This window comes from Petrotoga halophila DSM 16923 (assembly GCF_002924615.1).
The window spans coordinates 1-1,688 of record NZ_JALY01000007.1 but is presented as its reverse complement, the minus strand read 5'-3'; the positions used below and the strand labels follow the sequence as shown (position 1 = coordinate 1,688).

The following is a 1,688-nucleotide window of genomic DNA, read 5'->3' as shown; positions in this document are numbered from 1 at the left end:
CAAGGAATAGAACATTCGGCGGGTGCCTCCTTTGCTCCCAATCCCATCTATTTTGATCCTGAAAATATCGTAAAATTAGCTATTGAAGGTGGCTGTAATGCGGTTGCTTCTACTCTAGGGGTTTTAGGAAGTGTGGCTAGAAAGTATGCTCATAAGATACCGTTTATCGTAAAAATTAACCACAATGAACTTTTAACTTATCCTAATACTTATGATCAAATACTCTTTGCCAACGTGAAGCAAGCATTTGAATTGGGGGCTACGGCTATCGGAGCAACTATATACTTTGGTTCCAAGGAAAGTGATAGGCAGATAGTTGAAATCAGTAAAGCTTTTCATGAGGCACATGAATTAGGCATGGCAACAGTATTATGGGCATATTTGAGAAACAATGCGTTTGTAAGAAACGGGAAAGATTATCACGTAAGTGCTGATTTAACAGGACAGGCAAATCACTTAGGGGTTACGATAGAAGCCGATATAGTTAAACAAAAATTGCCTCAAATAAACGGAGGTTATACAGCATTAAACGAAGAAGAAAAATACGGAAAATTCAGCAAAAAAATGTATACAGACTTAGTCTCAGATCATCCAATTGATTTGGCCCGATACCAAGTTGTTAACAATTATATGGGAAGAATTGGATTGATTAATTCCGGAGGACCTTCAGGAGAAAATGATTTAGCTAACGCTGTAAAAACCGCTGTTATCAATAAAAGAGCTGGAGGCATGGGACTTATAAGTGGACGAAAGGCGTTTCAAAAACCAATGAAAGAAGGAATAGAAATATTGAATGCCATACAAGATGTTTATCTCTGCAATGAAATCACAGTTGCTTAAAAAAAGATTGAATATAGGAGTTTAAGGGAAAGGGGATTGTTTATAAAACAAGAATAAAGGCGGGGAGTTTTATGTCGTTAACAATAAAGAGCTGTTATGCTATACGTGGTTTGTATGAAATGTATAAACTTCAGAGTAGAAACAAAGAAGAGAAAAACAGCAAAATCTCAATCTCGAAGATTGCGGAAAGTTCGGGTATTTCACAAGAATTTTTGGCAAAAATATTTGCCGAATTAAAAAAAACTAAAATAGTTGCTTCAGAAAAAGGCAAATTTGGAGGATTTTATTTTACAAAAGCACCTGAAGAAATCAATCTTTCAGAAATTGTAGAAGTCTTAGAAGTGCCGTTGAGCTCTTACGATTGTATTTCCGAAGGTGAATGTGAAAATCAAAATAATTGTCCCGTAGAGTTTGTCTGGAGAAGGGTACAAGATGCAATATTTAACGAGTTATCTAACATTACTTTAAAAGACGTGATAGAATACGGGAAAAAGAAGGAAGCTTTAGCGGCTAAAAGTCAATAGAACAATTATTAATACTTCATATTGATAATTTTGTTGTAAGCACCTAAGTATTCCGAAATTCTTTGAGTAGCGTTCACAGCATTATGTAGAATTTGTTCTTTTTCTAAATTATTCAAAATTCCGTCTATTAAGACTGTATCAAACACGTCACCCATACCGATTCCATATGGCGTTTTTTTGCCAGATAATGATACTATTTTTTCACCCCATTTAGCCCCTTTTTCCCCTAGCTTTACAACATCGCAATTAAACAGAAAATTTTCACACTCTTTTTCGTTACCAATAAAAAACACATTTTCACACCTTTTATTTATTAACTTTGGC

2 protein-coding genes and 1 pseudogene are annotated in these 1,688 nt (G+C 35.0%); 2 read left to right on the top strand and 1 reads right to left on the bottom strand.

The features are described 5' to 3' along the window. Positions 1-840: class I fructose-bisphosphate aldolase (locus AA81_RS00290; protein WP_103897854.1), on the top strand; the 840-nt coding region annotated here is incomplete at its 5' end. A gap of 71 nt (positions 841-911) precedes the next feature. After that, a complete protein-coding gene (locus tag AA81_RS00285; RefSeq protein ID WP_103078294.1) occupies positions 912-1,364 on the top strand; it encodes an RrF2 family transcriptional regulator in 453 nt (150 codons plus the stop codon). Positions 1,365-1,372: 8 nt separating this feature from the next. Here AA81_RS00285 and AA81_RS00280 read toward each other — a convergent pair. Continuing rightward, positions 1,373-1,688 (bottom strand): annotated as a pseudogene (locus AA81_RS00280) (hypothetical protein); the annotation flags it as partial.